This window comes from Rossellomorea aquimaris (genome assembly GCF_000935355.1).
Lineage (GTDB): Bacteria > Bacillota > Bacilli > Bacillales > Bacillaceae_B > Rossellomorea > Rossellomorea aquimaris_B.
In genome coordinates this window covers 87386-101113 of record NZ_JXZC01000009.1, presented here as the reverse complement: position 1 = coordinate 101113, position 13728 = coordinate 87386, and the positions used below count along the sequence as shown (strand labels likewise).

The following is a 13728-nucleotide window of genomic DNA, read 5'->3' as shown; positions in this document are numbered from 1 at the left end:
TATAGTCAAAGTTGAGGGTTTGGGATTTACTCCACTAAAAATAAAAAGCCGGCCAAAAGGAGTGTCCATCCCTTTTAACCAGCTCTCAACATTAATAGGCTTCCAGTTTCACGTCTTCATCAACGATCAACGTCGCATCCGTGGATGATTGGATGTCTTCCACAGAGAAACCTTCCGCTACTTCACGAAGCAGTAAGCCTTCATCCGTGACATCCATCACAGCGCGATCCGTGATGATCCGGTGCACAACGCCTTTTCCTGTCAGGGGCAAGGTGCATTCTTTCAGGATCTTGCTTTCACCTGCTTTATTGACATGCTCCATGATGACGATGATGCGCTGGGCTCCGTGAACGAGGTCCATCGCTCCGCCCATACCTTTAATCATTTTCCCAGGGATCATCCAGTTGGCTAGGTCACCGTTTTCGGCTACCTCCATTCCACCCAGGATAGCGATATTGATATGTCCTCCGCGAATCATCCCGAATGACTCCGAACTATCAAAGTAAGAGGAGCCTGGAATGGCTGTAACGGTTTCTTTCCCTGCGTTGATGAGGTCTGCATCTACTTCTTCTTCGGCTGGATATGGTCCGATTCCGAGTAATCCATTTTCAGATTGAAGTACAACCTGTTTGTTTTCTGTGATATAGTTGGCTACCAGTGTAGGCATCCCGATTCCTAAGTTGACATAGAAACCATCTTCAATTTCCTTTTCCGCTCTTCTTGCTATTCTTTCACGCATTTTGGCACGATCCATCCCGTTCCACTCTCCCTTCTATGCTTGTTTTACTGTTCTTCTTTCAATGCGCTTTTCTTGCTCAGCTTGAATCAGTCGCTGCACGTATATGCTTGGTGTATGAACTTCATTCGGATTGATGTCCCCGATTTCAACAAGCTCTTCTACTTCGGCAATCGTCACTTTTCCTGCAGCCGCGATCATCGGGTTAAAGTTTTGAGCCGTTTTGTTGTAGATCAGATTCCCCATCTTATCGGCCTTCCAAGCTCTAACAAGGGAGAAATCTGCAGTGTAGGCTTCTTCCAGCAAATATTCTTTTCCATTAAACGTGCGTGTTTCTTTCCCTTCGGCTACCGGTGTCCCGACTCCCGCCGGCGTGTAGAATGCAGGAATCCCTGCTCCCCCGGCGCGGATCTTCTCAGCAAGCGTTCCTTGAGGAACCAATTCCACTTCCAGCTCACCAGATAGGACCTGTCTTTCAAATTCTTTGTTTTCCCCGACATAGGAGCCTATCATTTTATCAATCTGCTTATTTTTCAATAATAAACCTAAGCCCCAGTCGTCTACACCACAATTATTTGAAATGACGGTCAGGTTTTTCACACCTTTTTCTACAAGGGCAAGAATGAGTTTTTCAGGGATCCCGCACAGACCGAATCCTCCAACCATTAAAGTGGCTCCATCGTGGATGTCTGCCACCGCTTCGTCATATGAAGTGTACACTTGTTTCATTGTATTCCCTCCTCGAATCTAGTTTTCGCGGTCTTTACTTATTTGTGAAGTTCAACGACAGTTGCAACGCCCTGTCCCCCACCGATGCAAAGGGTAGCGAGACCGTTCTGGACGCCTCTCTTCTTCATTTCATGAATCAGCGTCACAAGAATGCGCGTTCCACTTGCTCCAATCGGATGGCCCAGCGCGATGGCTCCCCCATTCACATTGAGGGCATCCCTTTTGAATTGAAGTTCTTTATCCACCGCTAATGATTGGGCGGCAAATGCTTCATTTGCTTCAATTAATTCCATATCCTCAATCGTCAGCTTTGTTTTTTCCAATACCTTTTTAACCGCAGCAACAGGACCGATCCCCATAACGCTTGGATCGACTCCGGCATTGGCGTTCCCTTTGATCGTCACCAGTGGCGTAATGCCCAGTTCATCGGCTTTCTTCTTCGACATGACGACGACGGCAGCAGCCCCATCATTGATGCCGGATGCATTTCCTGCTGTTACACTGCCATCTTTTTTGAATGCAGCCCGAAGACCGGAAAGCTTCTCGGCAGTCGACCCTTTACGGGGGAATTCATCCTGCTTGAATACCACAGGGTCTCCTTTTCGCTGAGGGATATGTACCGGGACGATTTCATCATCAAATCGGCCGGATTCAATGGCAGCAGCGGCCTTTTGCTGGCTCCAGGCCGCAAATTCGTCCTGTTCTTCCCTTGTAAGAGAATAGCGGTCACATAGATTTTCTGCCGTCACACCCATATGATAATCATTAAAGGCACACCATAAGCCGTCGGAAATCATGCTGTCGACCACCTTCTGGTCACCCATTTTGTATCCTTCTCTTGCTCCTTTTAGTAAATATGGAGCCTGACTCATATTTTCCATTCCACCTGCAACGATGATATCTGCATCCCCGGAAAGGATGGCCTGCGTTGCCAGGTGGACCGTTTTCAATCCTGATCCACACACTTTATTGATGGTCAAGGCCGGTACATGCTCAGGCAGTCCCGCTTTGATGGATGCTTGACGGGCCGGATTTTGACCTAATCCTGCCTGCAACACATTCCCCATGATCACTTCGTCTACATCGGCTCCATTTAAACCAGCCTTCTCTAAAGCCTCTTTAATCACAACCGCTCCAAGTTCCGAAGCTGAAATGCCTTTTAATGATCCGTTAAAACTTCCGATGGCTGTGCGTACTGCACTGACAATGACGACTTCATTCGACATCTTTCTTCCTCCCTTTCTCTTCTGACTGATCGATTTGCACGTATTTACCTTTAAAAACAGTTCCACTTTAACTCATTCTATGTAAGCGGTTAAATTCCTCTAAATTTGTCAAAAAATTTTTATATTGATTTATATGTCGAAATTTTCTTAAAATGAAGAGGGAGGAGTGAAATGATGCATTTACCTAAAAAAGCAACGATTATTGAAGTTGGTCCGAGAGACGGGTTGCAAAATGAAAAGAATTTTGTCCCGACGGACGTGAAAAAAGAATTTATCCTTCGCTTGAAACAAGCGGGAATCAAGGAAATGGAGCTGACTTCGTTTGTTTCTCCAAAATGGGTTCCGCAAATGCAGGATGCCAGTGAGATTGTCGACTCCTGCATGACAATCGATTCCCGGGATATTGTCCTTGCTCCTAATCAAAGAGGGATTGAACGGGTCTATGAAACAGGCTGCAGGTCCGTGGCAGTATTCGTAGGCGTAAGTAACACCTTTAATCAGAAAAATATCAACAAGACAACGAATGAAGCCCTTGAGGGCCTGGCTCCTCTTATTTCTGAGCTGAAAGAACGGGGCTACTTCGTAAGAGCCTGTATCTCTACCGCTTTCTACTGTCCATATGAAGGAAAAATCTTACCGGAGGACACCCTTTCTCTATGTAAGAAATTTGTTTCTTTAGGTGTGGACGAATTAAGTGTCGCTGATACGATTGGTCAGGCTAATCCTATAGAAGCCCATGATCTGTTTGCTTTGCTGAAACAGGAATTACCCCACACATTACTGACAGCGCATTTCCATGACACACGGAAGATGGCACTCGCTAATATCCTAGCGTCGCTGCAAGCGGGGATCGACCGCTTCGACACTTCCGCCGGGGGACTCGGGGGCTGTCCTTTTGCTCCTGGTGCAACAGGGAATGTAGCGACTGAGGATGTAGTGTACATGTTGGAAGAAATGGGGATTTCCACAGGTGTGGATCCCGAGAAGCTTGCAGTGGCCATTGAGCTTGTGAAGCCCCACGTCAGCCGCCCGATTGAAAGCGGTTACTACCGCCTGTATGAATTGAATCAATCGTGAATACGTCCCCTCTTCTTAGAGCATTCTATACCAGATAACCCTTAAGGAGATGAGTCACATGAGCCAAAAACGCGATAAAGGATTCAGTCAAAAAGGAAAACCCAATGCAGATACAGTTTCACATACCATAGCGAAAGAAGAACTGGATAAAGCCATTCATCCTACTAAAGGACAAAATGCTAAATCGTAAGTTCCATGCCTGAAAAGGTGTCTCTCCCAGAGGCACCTTTTTTATTTCCCCTTCAAAATTCCTCTTTTTTCCTTCATTTGCTACAATATGAGTAAATGATTTTCCCAGAGGTGATGACGATGAGAAAAAAACTGGCGATCCTGGGCGGAACCCTTTCCTCTATCGGTCTGCTTGGCGTTTATATTACCAATCGATTTATGTATTTACCGAAAAAAGGGGATGACTTCATCCGGGCACGTGAAGCGGAATCTACCCGGCTGATTGAAGAGGAATATGACTCCCTTCCTAAAGAAGAGGTGCTGATCCCTTCCCGATACGGTTATGACATTAAAGCGGTATTCGTGAAGCCCCACCCCCATAATAAATTCATGATCTTTTCCCATGGTGTGACGGAAAATAAATGGAACTCGATCAAATATATGAATCTCTTCCTCAAACAGGGATTCAATGCCGTGATTTATGACCACAGGCGTCATGGGGAATCCGGCGGGAAGACGACAAGCTACGGATATTTTGAAAAATATGATCTAAAGGCCGTGGTGGATGAGCTGATCCGTCGTGAAGGGGAGGATGTCTTCTTCGGAATCCACGGGGAGTCCATGGGTGCAGCCACCCTGCTCCTTTATGCCGGCAGCGTGGAAGACCGGGCGGATTTTTACATTGCCGACTGTCCTTTCTCCGACTTTGGTGAACAGCTCTCTTACCGCATGAGTGTAGAAGTGAAGATGCCGGCAAGATTCCTTCTTCCCCTCGTCAATCGGACGCTAAAGCTCCGGCAAGGGTATACTTTAAAGGATTTATCACCTATTTCGGTTGTCCAAAACATCCAAAAGCCCGTGTTATTCATTCACAGCAAAAATGATGACTTTATCCTGCCTCAAATGACAAAGGAGCTGTTCGAAAAAAAGCAGGGCCCAAAGGAGCTTTTCCTCGATTTCCACGGGACCCACGCCCAATCGTATAATGACAATCCTGAACAATACGAAGAGCTGATCCAACGGTTTCTAAAACAATTTGTGCTAAACGAAAAGGATGTTGTCTCTTGATTCCTGCTGATTTCAAATCAAAAATGCAAACCATGTATGGCGAGTCAGGTGCAGGGTGGATTTCGAACGTGGAAGAGCTGCTGCTGTCCTTAAAGAATCGGTTCCACCTAACCTACGGTGAGCCTTATTCATTGAGCTATAACTTTGTGGTACCGGTCCAGATCGGGAATGAACGGGATGCCGTTCTGAAGGTCGGATATCCGAACAACGACTTTTCCAATGAGTTTCATGCGCTTCGGGATTTCCAAGGGAAGGGCATGGTGGAGGTCATAGATTTTCATAAGGAAGAGGGATGGATCCTGTTAGATCGCCTCACACCGGGTACTTCCCTTCACTCCGTTGAGAATGAAGAAGAGGTCCTGAATGTGTTCTCCCTTGTTGCTGATCGTTTATGGCATAAACCCGTTACCCAACACGCATACCCTACCGTTCAATCCTGGTCAAAAGGAATTGGACGGCTGCGGGAAAGATTCAAGGGAGGAAGCGGGCCCATCCCTGAAGAACTCGTCTTAAAAGCTGAAGACCTTTTTCCTGAGTTGCTCGGTACTTCCACAGACCTCTTTCTCTTGCATGGTGATCTCCATCATGGGAATATACTGTACTCGGAGTCTTCAGGCTGGACGGCCATTGACCCAAAAGGAATCATCGGCGAGCGGGAATATGACTGCATTCAGTTTATGTTGAATGAATGGAAGAAATGGGAGGTGCCGTTGGAGCTGCTCCGATACAGGACCCGGACTATCGCTTCCCTTCTTTCCCTCTCTTATGGACGTTTGATCCGATACGGGTTCTGTCATTCGATTCTATCTGCATGCTGGTCTGTAGAGGATGGATGGGATGGATGGGATGGATGGGATGGATGGAAAACCGGGGTTTCTTTGGCCATGATGTTTGACGAGTTGATGAGGGAAAATGAGCTGACCCTTTGATCTAACTAAGAGTCAGCTTCGTTTCTTTTCATTCCCCTGGAAACATCAAAAAGTTCATTCTCCCATTTATGATCTGCCCGGGGCTTTTTAATTGGAATGTATTGCTTTGTGAAGAAAAGTCAATCTTCAGTTCTTCATCAAGAAAGACCATCTTTGACTTTTCTACAAGGATCGGTAAGGTGTTGGTTTCTATTTTTATATCTTCACCTTCAACTGGGTGGTGGATAAACCATAAGGTAGGAATGCCGCTCACCACACAGCCGCAGCCTTCTGTATCGTATTTTAATTTCAGGTGACCCTTTTGCGTCCCGATTTTATCTTGAATCTTTCGGGTTGCTTCGTTCGTTAGTTGGATTTTCATTCGACGACCTCCTCTGTCCCTTATCCTATCATATTTCATTAGATTCCTTTAGAATATTGCTTTTTTACTCTTTTCACCTTACTATCGATAGTGGGGATTCTTTTGTATTTCTAGAAAGGGTGGGTTTTCATGACAAAAGCTCAAATTAAAGTGAATGATAACGGTTCTTTTCGCGTAAGCGGCGATGTGGAACTGATTGATGCCGACGGAAATGTATTTCCAACGAAACAAGTGTTTACTCTTTGCCGCTGCGGTTTATCAACCAACATGCCGTTTTGCGACGCTTCTCACAAAGGGAAATTTGAATCATGTGTGCGTGCCGAAAAGGTATTGGACGAAGAATGAATGCTATGAAAAGAGAGACTTCACCCGAAGTCTCTCTTTTCATTGGAACATCAATCAAAAAAGCGAATGTCCACGACGCTTGCAAGCGGAATATAGTGTACGTCTTCGAACCTGTCTACGACGTGGAGCTTCCCATCCAGCGGGTCGGCATGATGAACGGTTCCAATCGATAATTGATGACGATGCTTCGCGTAGTGGGTAATCGATACCATTCTACCAAACTCCATCGCCTCTGCCACGACTTCATTCATCCTGTCCAGCTCCTGCTCGTCAAGTTCGATCCTCTTTTCGTACGTATCTTCCTTTGCCCAATCCCTTAAGAGTTTCACATGCTCGGGCAGCATCATGGATGTCCATTTGATTCTTCCTCGATCGCGGATCAATACTCTCACCTCTCTATTCCTTACGATTTATGTCCGCCCACCAGACGGGCACGATGCCTTGCTGTCCCGGCTTCCGTATAGGAAACCGCACGGAGCAGGGCGCCTGACCCGTATTTGTTCCGGATGCGATCCACTACATACCCAAGTTCCCGCCTTTCCCAGCGGTCCGGTTCGAAAAGCGAAACCTGCAGCGCCCCGTCCTCTACGATATTCGAAAGGGCGATGTTGATTTTCCGTACGGTTTTTCCATTGTAATTTTCTTCGAATAATTCCAGGCAGACCCGGTACAGATCCATGGTGATGTTGGTCGGTTCCTCTATTGTCCGTGACCGGTGGAACCCCCCGCCGAATTCTTCGTGGCTGTACCCAATCCCAAAGCTGACGGTCCTGCCTGCCTTGCGGTGGGTCCGGGCGCGTCTTGCGACTTCTTCGCACATTTCTAAAATGACGCGTTTGATTTCTTTTTTCTCCTTATAGTCCCGCAGCAGAATCTGCCCCTTGCCGAAGCTGACCTGCCCATCCATGATCGGGGCCCCGATTTCAGATAGATCCACCCCCCATGCATGGTAATAAAGCTGATTGCCCATCACACCGAACTTCGCCTCAAGCTTTTCCAGGTCATACTTCGCCAATTGGCCGATAGAGAAAATGCCCATGCGATTGAGGGTCTTCTCAAGACGTCCGCCTATCCCCCACATTTCACGGAGCGGTGACAGTGGCCACAGCTTTTCAGGGACGTCTTCATATGTCCACTCGGCAACCCCCTTTTTTCTTTGCTTCAAGATCCAGGCACAGCTTGGACAAGAGCATATTGGGTCCGATTCCTATGGCGCATGGAAGCTGAAATTCCCTTTCCATATCATCTTTGATTTTGCGGGCGATGGTGGTCGCGTCTCCCCAGAGACTCGTCGCTCCATCAATCTTGATGAAGCTTTCATCCACGCTGTACGTATGGATGGCATCCTTCGGCACATAACGATGAAACAGGCGGGTCAGCTCCGTGGAAATCCGGACATACGTCGCCATTTTCGGCTCTACAAGCCGGATGCGCGGGTCGTTTGGAATTTCAAACATCCGCGACCCCGTTTTGATCCCAAAGTCCTTCTTCATCCTGGGCGAGGCCGCCAGCACAATACTTCCCTGCCGACTTTTATCCCCGACTACAGCCAAGTGGCATTCAAGGGGATCCAGCCCCTCCATGACAGCCGAACAGCTAGCATAAAAGCTCTTCATATCGATGCACAAAATCTTGTGGTGTGGCAGCACACTGTAATCGACAGTCATATCTTCGTCCTCCATTTTACCTAAGTAGAACAAACGTTCTTATATAGTATATCTATGATTTTAACCGAATATACGTTCCCTTTCAACTTAAATTAATGGAAACCGAGAGAATAAAAAGAAAAGCGGAGGCGGCTTTGGGAGGCCCGACAAGCCCTAAAAGTGAAACACGAGTCAGATTATGTCGATATTTTTGTCGTAAAATACATAGTCATTTTTTCCTATAATTGCTAAAATTCAAATGAACACATTATCAGGACTAGGGAGGCGTAACATGGCGAAAGTGATTGTGATGTATGAGAAACCGAAGGATCAGGAAGCGTTCGAGGAATATTACTTCAACACCCATATGCCGATCGCAGGAAAGGTACCTCTTGTGAAAAATGCGAATGTACAGCGGGTATTATCCAATCAAAATACGGATTTGTCGCTCTATTTAGTAACGGAGATCGAGTTTGAAAACAAAGGAGATATGAAAGAGGCGTTCAAGTCAGAAGAGTGGAAAGCAGTCGGAGATGACGTTCCCAACTTCATGAAATACTTAGAAAAACCACCAATCATCACCATAGTGGATTAAAAATACTTACACTCAAAATACAATGGAAAAAGCCAAAATCACTTGGTGGTTTTGGCCTTTTCCTATTTATGCATCAGCCTTTCCCGGCTTGGAATCCCGGATATTTCGTCATGCCCCCATCGGCAATGAGTGTCGTTCCGGTGACGTAGCTTGCCTGATCAGAGGCGAGAAAAGCCGCGCAGGAAGCAACCTGTTCGGGTTCCCCGATATACCCCATGGGAATGAGCTTTTCCACTCCCTTTTTCTTTTCGGGATCGGAAAATTTCTCGGCATTGATGGGTGTATCAATGGCACCGGGAGCGATATTGTTTACCCGGATTCCATCCGGTGCGAATTCTAATGCAAGACTTTCCATTAATAATTTCACCCCACCCTTACTGGCTGCATAGTGAGCAAAGTGGGGCCAAGGGATGATTTCATGCACGGAAGAAACATTGATGATCGATCCCTTGATTTTGTGCTGGAGCATGTATTTCGCCGCTTCACGGCATCCAAGAAATGTGCCTGTTAAGTTCGTATTGATGACCCTTTGCCAATCTTCAATTGGCAGGTTTTCAGACGGGACTTCATTTTCGATCCCCGCATTATTCACGTAGAGATCAAGACGGCCATACGTATCGTGGGCAAAGCGGACAAAACCCTGGACGTCTTCTTCTTTTGACACATCCCCCTGAATGATGGAAGCGGTCCCCCCGGCTTCTTCAATTTCCTTTACCAGTTCTTCAGGATTTTCTTCTTCTTTAAAATAATTGATGACCACCTTACAGCCTTCACTGGCAAACCGTTTGGCAATCGCCTTCCCTATGCCTGTGGCAGCCCCCGTGATAATGACAACCTTACCCTTCAAATCTGAATACATTTTCATTCCTCCTTAATCTTTCGTGAAGCCTAATAGAACGCCACCTATAATGATCAGAATACATCCTGCAATAACAAGAAGAATCTGCTTCCTGGATTTCTTTTCACCTAAGAAAAACAAACCTCCAAGGGTAGAAATGACGATTCCCGTCTGGGACAGGGAGAAGCTTGTAGCCACTCCGATGCGGGGAAGGGCCAGAAGCAATCCCAGATTCCCCGATGCCCACATAAGACCGGTTAAAATATTGCGTATAGTATATTTTGTAAAGGGCTTATGCCTGAAAGTGATGACAACGGCCCCGATGAACATTCCGATCGCCTGTGGTAAAATGGCTTCCCAGCCGTCAATATCAAACCATCTTAAAATGACGACATAGGCTATGTATCCACAGCTGGATAACAATAAAGTCAGTAAACCCTTTTTAAGCTGAGATTGATCATCACCCTCGGATTTTTGAGTGAACGAGGTTAATATAACACCAATAATAAGAGCTAAAACGGCCCCGCTTCCAAGGAGGATCGTCTCAGTTGTTTTCCATTCTTTAAACACTAAAACGCCAAAAAGAGTCGTTCCAATCAGCTGCATTCCCGTTGAAATCGGAACGGTTTTCGCAACTCCGATGAACTTTACACTCGCTAACTGATTGACTTGACCGACTGCCCAGAAGACGCCTGAAATGAAGCCGATCCCCCAAACAAATAACGTCAATTCCGGGGATTTGATGAAGAAAACGCCTATGGCAAACAGCAAGGAACCAATGGTGATTCCAACCGTTTGGCTATAAGCATTCCCTCCAAGTTTTACACTTACAAACACTAGACTCCCCCATGCTATTGCGGGGATCAGGGCCAAAAGAATCCCTATCATACATCCACATCCTTTTTGCAACAATAGTAATAGTTTTCCTCTGAAACAAAAATTCTAGCCGTTTAGGCTAGAAAATCATAAATATTTGCCGCTCCATGATGCATACCCTTATTTTATCAAGTGTAATCTCAAGGTGAGGTGGAAATACGGGCCGTCTCGTAACGAAGACGATCCTGGATCAGCTGGAATCAAAGCATTTGATCACAAAGAAGAAAGCATTGGTTTATAAACCAATGCTTTCTTCTTTGTCATTTTGTAGATGTATGAATGGGCACGATCACCCGGTCATTGTCCACATTCACAATGACGTGTACATCTCTGTTAATGGAGAGATCTTTGAATCGTAATGAATATAAACCTGTGGGATTTTTTTCAATGGATTGTATAACGACTTGTGAAAATCGAGGGTCTTTCATGACTAATGTAACGGCGCGTTCTTCGGTTTTACTTTGTTGATCCGTCAGAAAAATCAATAGATCGGCAGAAGCTCTGCGAGGGAATGACTCCTGGAGCTTACCATTAAATGTCACATTTATTTTTTTCCCGATTTGAATATCTTCTTTATGTAGTTTTTTTTCCTTATCTGTCTTCATGACGGTTTGGTCATCAAAAGAAAACCAAACATCATTGATAAGCACTTGATTGCTTTCGATCTGGGTAACAAAGCCTATGAGATTTGCGCTGGCTTGAGATGTATTTACAGATGTCGAAGACTCGCAGCCAGTGAATAGAAAAAAGAAACAAAGTATCAAAACAGACAAACTCTTCTTCATAGACTCCCCCCTTATTAGATTAGACGGACGAAAGCATGATTAGGTTTCACTATTTTTTGAAAAAAAGGGTATTTCCCACTTTTTCTACAAAAGATGGGAATAATTGATAGAACACACTACCCATATTCATCCATCTGGGCAAATTAATTTCCCGCCTGTTGGTAAAAAGGGACTCTACCACCTTTTGAGCGACTTCTTTCGGATCAAGCATATACTTTTCCACATTTTTAACATATGTCCCGGATTCATCGGCAATGGAGAAAAAGTCTGTGGCGATCGGACCAGGATTAACCGCTGTCACCTTTACCCCGTATCTTTTGGCTTCCATTCTCAGGCTATTTGTATATCCTAATACAGCATGCTTAGAGGCAGAGTACGCACTCGACTTTGGTGAAGCGAACTTACCTGCCTGAGAGGCGATGTTGATGATATGACCAGAACCTTGTTGACGCATATAAGGAAGAACTGCTCCGGTACATGCCATAAGCCCAAGGACATTCACATCCATCATTCCCTTTACATCCTGAAATGATGTTTGATGTGCTTCCTGGAATATCCCATAGCCTGCGTTATTGATCAAGGCGTGAATCGCTCCAAAGTCCTTCAGGATGGTGGTAAAGGTGCGTGGGATTTCGTCGTAATCCGTTACATTTAAAGGATATACTGCTACTTTACAATTGAATTCTGCTGTCAGTTTTTCTTTTAATGATTCCAGGAGATGTACACGGCGAGCAATCAAAGCAAGATTCCCGCCATTTTCTGCCACTTTAATGGCCATTTGTTCCCCGATTCCTCCAGAGGCACCGGTAATCACAATGGTTTTTCCTTTTATTCTACTGTTCATTTATCGTCACATCTTTCTAGGCAAAATAATGATAGATTCCATCATGCATTTCTTTCTTTATGTAGCGAAGAGATTCCAGGTAGTCTAATTGCCCGATTGTTTCAGACAGAGTCAGACCAAGTTCTTTTCGATATACGGAAGGAAATAATGTCTTACATATGTCGAATACGGTCAGGCGGTTACCTTTGACCATTTCCAGCACACCTCGTGCTCTTTCATCCTGTTTCCCTAATCGCCTCGGAATTAACCCGTGAACATCCTCAATATTGTCCCCATGACCTGTGTAGGCAAGGGAAATGGGAATATCCAATAACTTTTTCAAAGACGCATTGTATTGTAGCAATGGCTTTGAACGTTCGCGGTCCCCTTCAAAAGGAGGTTCAATGAGTGGATTAGGGGAAATATTCGCGAGTATATGATCTCCTGCTATCAGCACACCGTCCCTCTCCCGGTAAAAGGATAAGTGACTCTGAGCATGTCCTAACGTTTCAATGACCGTCCAATCTTCCATTCCGGGAATGGTGTCCCCTTCTCTTATTTCATGATCTAATTTTCGATCCCCCATAAATTTCAAAGGACTCTTAAATGTATGAATGGCCTGAAGATACTCTTTAGGCAATCCAGATTCAATGGACAATTGAAGGAAAAACCGATCATATACTTCATGAAAATAGTCGTCCCGATGCAGCCAAAACTTGTTATAGTTGTGCCCAAATATTTTAATAGAGGAAGAGAACCGATCAAGTAGCCCGGCATGATCCGGATGATGATGGGTCAGAACGATTTGTTCAATATCGTGAGGTGTATAACCCAAAAGGGACAATTGCTCGGTCAGTTGTAACCAGGCTGTATCTGTAAGGGGTCCAGCGTCCACCAATGTCAAGGCGTCCCCCTTCACTAAATAAACATTCACATCTCCTACTGCAAAAGGAGTGGACAGCGTAATTTTTGCGATATTATTCACTAAGGTTGTCATATTTTCACCACATTCTTCATAATAAAAAAGGAGAGGCACACAAAAGATCGAACCCACGTGCTTTTCCCGTCTAGAAATTCATTACTCTTACGTTAACAGAAAATGAATGACTCTTCATTTAATAGTGTACATTTTTTCCTAACAAATGTCATTTTTTAATTGATTGAATAGACTGAAATAAACACTTGACAAATATGCGATCTTTCTATGATAATCACCTATAATATACGTTTACTATCCGTAAGTCATTTTACATAACACTAAAAGAAAAAGCGATGATAAAGACTAGTAATGAATAGATGATGTTAGAGATCGGTGCTCACCGGCTGAAAGGCACCGTCGTCCTCTCTATTTATGAACCTGCCTTTTGAGCGTCTTAAAGCAGAACGTTTTCCAGCGTTACTTGGAACTAAAAGTGTGTTCATTTCATCAATTGAGGGATGAACAAAACAAGGTGGTACCACGGAAGAGAGACCCTTTCGTCCTTTATGGATGAAGGGGTCTGTTTTTTTTTCAAAAATGGAGGAGG

General features: G+C 45.0%; 16 protein-coding genes, 1 pseudogene and 1 other annotated feature. Of the genes and pseudogenes, 6 read left to right on the top strand and 11 right to left on the bottom strand.

What is annotated here, in order from left to right; genetic code table 11:
* Window positions 1–91 precede the first annotated feature (91 nt).
* The 3 genes from TV75_RS17540 to TV75_RS17530 are packed head-to-tail and all read right to left on the bottom strand — an operon-like array spanning window position 92 to window position 2691.
* Entirely contained in the window at window positions 92–754 is a 663-nt protein-coding gene (locus tag TV75_RS17540) for a CoA transferase subunit B (RefSeq protein ID WP_044340102.1), read from the bottom strand.
* Window positions 755–772: 18 nt separating this feature from the next.
* Window positions 773–1465: a CoA transferase subunit A gene (locus tag TV75_RS17535; RefSeq protein ID WP_044340101.1), complete on the bottom strand. Its 693-nt coding sequence runs from the start codon at window positions 1463–1465 to the stop codon at window positions 773–775.
* A gap of 38 nt (window positions 1466–1503) precedes the next feature.
* Window positions 1504–2691 (bottom strand): acetyl-CoA C-acetyltransferase, encoded by a 1188-nt coding sequence (locus TV75_RS17530; protein WP_044340100.1) that lies wholly within the window; start codon window positions 2689–2691, stop codon window positions 1504–1506.
* Window positions 2692–2865: 174 nt separating this feature from the next.
* On the opposite strand from TV75_RS17530, the gene TV75_RS17525 reads away from it, so the two are divergent.
* From TV75_RS17525 to TV75_RS21255, 4 genes are all read left to right on the top strand, one after another.
* Window positions 2866–3768, top strand: coding sequence for a hydroxymethylglutaryl-CoA lyase (locus TV75_RS17525; RefSeq protein ID WP_044340157.1), 903 nt, complete (start codon window positions 2866–2868; stop codon window positions 3766–3768).
* 58 nt (window positions 3769–3826) lie between these two features.
* Window positions 3827–3958 carry a hypothetical protein gene (locus TV75_RS22570; protein WP_257141176.1) on the top strand — a complete coding sequence of 44 codons (132 nt, stop codon included), beginning with the start codon at window positions 3827–3829 and terminating at the stop codon, window positions 3956–3958.
* A 119-nt stretch (window positions 3959–4077) separates the two neighbouring features.
* The gene (locus TV75_RS17520; protein WP_044340099.1) at window positions 4078–5004 is read left to right on the top strand and encodes an alpha/beta hydrolase; all 927 of its coding nucleotides are present in this window, start codon (window positions 4078–4080) and stop codon (window positions 5002–5004) included.
* A complete protein-coding gene (locus TV75_RS21255; protein ID WP_052504605.1) occupies window positions 5001–5933 on the top strand; it encodes an aminoglycoside phosphotransferase family protein in 933 nt (310 codons plus the stop codon). The genes TV75_RS17520 and TV75_RS21255 overlap by 4 nt, the downstream gene beginning before the upstream one ends.
* A 28-nt stretch (window positions 5934–5961) precedes the next feature.
* On the opposite strand, the gene TV75_RS17510 is transcribed toward TV75_RS21255, so the two are convergent.
* On the bottom strand, window positions 5962–6294 hold the full coding sequence (locus TV75_RS17510) for an iron-sulfur cluster biosynthesis family protein (RefSeq protein WP_044340098.1): 333 nt from the start codon (window positions 6292–6294) through the stop codon (window positions 5962–5964).
* 129 nt (window positions 6295–6423) lie between these two features.
* Here TV75_RS17510 and TV75_RS17505 point away from each other — a divergent pair, with 129 nt between their 5' ends.
* Complete coding sequence (locus TV75_RS17505; RefSeq protein WP_034758155.1) at window positions 6424–6639, top strand: CDGSH iron-sulfur domain-containing protein; 216 nt, start codon at window positions 6424–6426, stop codon at window positions 6637–6639.
* A 50-nt stretch (window positions 6640–6689) separates the two neighbouring features.
* Here TV75_RS17505 and TV75_RS17500 read toward each other — a convergent pair whose 3' ends face one another.
* Together TV75_RS17500 and TV75_RS17495 are read right to left on the bottom strand one after the other, a co-directional pair.
* On the bottom strand, window positions 6690–7022 hold the full coding sequence (locus tag TV75_RS17500) for a YolD-like family protein (RefSeq protein ID WP_044340097.1): 333 nt from the start codon (window positions 7020–7022) through the stop codon (window positions 6690–6692).
* 20 nt (window positions 7023–7042) lie between these two features.
* Window positions 7043–8306 (bottom strand): annotated as a pseudogene (locus tag TV75_RS17495) (DinB/UmuC family translesion DNA polymerase).
* Window positions 8307–8577: 271 nt separating this feature from the next.
* Between TV75_RS17495 and TV75_RS17490 the strand changes: the two are divergent.
* Entirely contained in the window at window positions 8578–8880 is a 303-nt protein-coding gene (locus tag TV75_RS17490; protein WP_044340096.1) for an EthD family reductase, read from the top strand.
* A gap of 73 nt (window positions 8881–8953) precedes the next feature.
* On the opposite strand, the gene TV75_RS17485 is transcribed toward TV75_RS17490, so the two are convergent.
* The 5 genes from TV75_RS17485 to TV75_RS17465 form a co-directional block, all read right to left on the bottom strand.
* Window positions 8954–9739: a glucose-1-dehydrogenase gene (locus TV75_RS17485; RefSeq protein WP_044340095.1), complete on the bottom strand. Its 786-nt coding sequence runs from the start codon at window positions 9737–9739 to the stop codon at window positions 8954–8956.
* A gap of 12 nt (window positions 9740–9751) precedes the next feature.
* Window positions 9752–10603: a GRP family sugar transporter gene (locus TV75_RS17480; RefSeq protein WP_044340155.1), complete on the bottom strand. Its 852-nt coding sequence runs from the start codon at window positions 10601–10603 to the stop codon at window positions 9752–9754.
* A gap of 251 nt (window positions 10604–10854) precedes the next feature.
* Window positions 10855–11379: a hypothetical protein gene (locus TV75_RS17475; protein WP_044340094.1), complete on the bottom strand. Its 525-nt coding sequence runs from the start codon at window positions 11377–11379 to the stop codon at window positions 10855–10857.
* A 49-nt stretch (window positions 11380–11428) separates the two neighbouring features.
* On the bottom strand, window positions 11429–12223 hold the full coding sequence (locus TV75_RS17470; RefSeq protein ID WP_044340093.1) for an SDR family NAD(P)-dependent oxidoreductase: 795 nt from the start codon (window positions 12221–12223) through the stop codon (window positions 11429–11431).
* 16 nt (window positions 12224–12239) lie between these two features.
* Entirely contained in the window at window positions 12240–13199 is a 960-nt protein-coding gene (locus tag TV75_RS17465; RefSeq protein WP_044340092.1) for an MBL fold metallo-hydrolase, read from the bottom strand.
* Window positions 13200–13465: 266 nt separating this feature from the next.
* Window positions 13466–13689 (top strand) — a binding site (T-box leader).
* The last annotated feature ends 39 nt before the right edge of the window (window positions 13690–13728 follow it).

Bases quoted from the DNA above. Each gene is read 5' to 3' on its own strand.
- TV75_RS17540 (WP_044340102.1), bottom strand. From the start codon at position 754: ATGGATCGTGCCAAAATGCGTGAAAGAATAGCAAGAAGAGCGGAAAAG.
- TV75_RS17535 (WP_044340101.1), bottom strand. From the start codon at position 1,465: ATGAAACAAGTGTACACTTCATATGACGAAGCGGTGGCAGACATCCAC.
- TV75_RS17530 (WP_044340100.1), bottom strand. From the start codon at position 2,691: ATGTCGAATGAAGTCGTCATTGTCAGTGCAGTACGCACAGCCATCGGA.
- TV75_RS17525 (WP_044340157.1), top strand. From the start codon at position 2,866: ATGCATTTACCTAAAAAAGCAACGATTATTGAAGTTGGTCCGAGAGAC.
- TV75_RS22570 (WP_257141176.1), top strand. From the start codon at position 3,827: ATGAGCCAAAAACGCGATAAAGGATTCAGTCAAAAAGGAAAACCCAAT.
- TV75_RS17520 (WP_044340099.1), top strand. From the start codon at position 4,078: ATGAGAAAAAAACTGGCGATCCTGGGCGGAACCCTTTCCTCTATCGGT.
- TV75_RS17510 (WP_044340098.1), bottom strand. From the start codon at position 6,294: ATGAAAATCCAACTAACGAACGAAGCAACCCGAAAGATTCAAGATAAA.
- TV75_RS17505 (WP_034758155.1), top strand. From the start codon at position 6,424: ATGACAAAAGCTCAAATTAAAGTGAATGATAACGGTTCTTTTCGCGTA.
- TV75_RS17490 (WP_044340096.1), top strand. From the start codon at position 8,578: ATGGCGAAAGTGATTGTGATGTATGAGAAACCGAAGGATCAGGAAGCG.
- TV75_RS17485 (WP_044340095.1), bottom strand. From the start codon at position 9,739: ATGTATTCAGATTTGAAGGGTAAGGTTGTCATTATCACGGGGGCTGCC.
- TV75_RS17475 (WP_044340094.1), bottom strand. From the start codon at position 11,379: ATGAAGAAGAGTTTGTCTGTTTTGATACTTTGTTTCTTTTTTCTATTC.
- TV75_RS17470 (WP_044340093.1), bottom strand. From the start codon at position 12,223: ATGAACAGTAGAATAAAAGGAAAAACCATTGTGATTACCGGTGCCTCT.
- TV75_RS17465 (WP_044340092.1), bottom strand. From the start codon at position 13,199: ATGACAACCTTAGTGAATAATATCGCAAAAATTACGCTGTCCACTCCT.